Below are 1886 nucleotides of genomic sequence, written 5' to 3'. Positions count from 1 at the left end.
AGGGGTTAAGGCTCCCAGGAGACTACTGGGTTGATAGGCCAGATCTGGAAGGCGGGTAACCGCTGGAGGTGACTGGTACTAATAGGCCGAGGGCTTGTCCTCAGATGCTCGCGTCCACTGTGTTGGTTCTGAAACCACGAACAACCCCACGTTTCACAGAGCGTGGTGCGGTTGAGTGTTTCATAGTGTTTCGGTGGTCATAGCGTGAGGGAAACGCCCGGTTACATTCCGAACCCGGAAGCTAAGCCTTACAGCGCCGATGGTACTGCAGGGGGGACCCTGTGGGAGAGTAGGACACCGCCGAACAAAATGTAGAGAAAGCCCCACACCTTTTGGTGTGGGGCTTTCTGCATTTCAGGGCGTCCCGGATGGTGGCGGGAAAATCGGGTGAGGGTGTAGTGCTCGGATACTACGGTGGCGCCCATGGACCCCGTGATTCGTTCCATACGCGCCGATGAGTGGCCGGCGGTCAAGGAGCTTCGGCTGGCTGGGCTGCAGGACCCGGTGGCTCATCTCGCCTTTCTTGAGACGTACCAGGAAGCCGTGGCGAAGCCGGACAGTTTCTGGCGGGAGCGGGCGGCGGGAGCCGCGGAAGGGGTGCTCGAGCGGCAGCAGTTCGTGGCCGTGGAGAGCGGCGGGAGGTGGGTTGGGTCGGTGGTTGTGCTTGTCGAGGAGGCGGAGGCGGAGGGGGCGCTCGGTGGTGTGAGTGAGGTGCGGCAGGGGCATCTCGTGGGCGTTTTTGTGCGGCCCGAGTGGCGGGGGCGGGGCGTGACCGAGCGGCTTTTCGCGTACGCGCTGGAGTGGGCGTGGGAGGTGGCCGCGGTCGAGCGGGTGCGGTTGTTCGTGCATGAGCGGAACTCGCGGGCCGAGGGCTTCTACCGGAAGATCGGGTTCGTGCCGTCGGGGGAGAGCGTTCCGGTGCCGGGGGATCCTGGGGCGCGGGAGCTGGAGTTTGTGATGAAGCGGCCCTGAGGGAAGGCCCGTCTCAGGCGGGGAGTTCCTGGTTGGGCCAGCGGGTGCGGGCCTGTTCTCGGGAGCGTAGGAGGGCCAGGGTGGGCATGCCTCGGTCGGGGCCTGTGGTGAGCAGGTCCGGGAGTTGGGGGAGGGGGGCCACCGCGGCCACGTCGTCCAGGACGAGTGTGAGTGGTGGGTCGAGGCGACCGGAGGATGACCGTTCGGCCATGCGCCGGCCGCGCTCGACCACGCTTGAGGCGAGGGCCGTCAGAAGTGGCATCGCGCCCGGGTTCGCCTTGGGGTCCTCGATGGGTTCACCCACCACATAAAGCGTGCCCCCTTCGTTGACGAAGGAATCCAAGGTGAGGGCGTCAGTTCGGTTTGGGGTGCAGGCCTCGCGGACGTTCACTGTGAGAAGGGAGGAGAGGGCGCGGGCCGTCAACTCCTGGGCGATGTCGCGGCGTTCGGGGTACGAGGTGAGGGCGGCCTCGAGTTCGCCTGCGGAGCCGGAGGCGGCCTTGGGGTTCGTACGGAGGATGCGTACGGCTTCCTGTACGCCTGTGCCCTGGGCCCAGCGGTGGAGGTGGCGGATGGCGCGGCCGTCTGTTGCGGCGGCGTGGAGGTAGCTGCGGAGGAGGGTTTCCGCGACGTCTGCGACTGCCTGGTCCATTTTGGCGGTGGGGCGGACCGGGGCGAGCAGGGCTGCCGCCCTCGCCCTCGCGGTGTCCTTGTCCTGGCAGCCGGTTGAAGGGGACCAGTGGAGGCGGGCCGGGGTGTCGCAGAGGTGGGAGGGGTCGTAGAGGAGGACGGGGCCGAGTTTTGCTCTGGCGTCCTTGGTGTCCGACCAGAGGGCGGGGTTTGAGGTGATGACGAGGGCGGGGCCCTCGGCGTCTCGCACGGCCTCTGTGGCCAGGGGGTGGCGGGTTTGCGGG

At 67.1% G+C, this 1886-nt stretch carries 2 protein-coding genes and 1 rRNA gene; 2 read left to right on the top strand and 1 reads right to left on the bottom strand.

Annotated elements, in window-relative coordinates:
* Positions 1-189 precede the first annotated feature (189 nt).
* Together rrf and ABD357_RS29950 are read left to right on the top strand one after the other, a co-directional pair.
* Positions 190-306, top strand: a 5S ribosomal RNA gene (rrf, locus tag ABD357_RS29955).
* A gap of 117 nt (positions 307-423) precedes the next feature.
* Positions 424-972 (top strand): GNAT family N-acetyltransferase, encoded by a 549-nt coding sequence (locus ABD357_RS29950; RefSeq protein WP_344394145.1) that lies wholly within the window; start codon positions 424-426, stop codon positions 970-972.
* A gap of 13 nt (positions 973-985) precedes the next feature.
* Here ABD357_RS29950 and ABD357_RS29945 read toward each other — a convergent pair.
* On the bottom strand, positions 986-1886 hold a 901-nt coding region (locus ABD357_RS29945; RefSeq protein WP_344394144.1), incomplete at its 5' end, for a type IV secretory system conjugative DNA transfer family protein.

It is taken from the genome of Streptomyces vastus (genome assembly GCF_039532825.1).
GTDB lineage: Bacteria > Actinomycetota > Actinomycetes > Streptomycetales > Streptomycetaceae > Streptomyces > Streptomyces vastus.
Note: the sequence above shows the minus strand (reverse complement) of the source record. Positions and strands in the feature narration are given on the sequence as shown.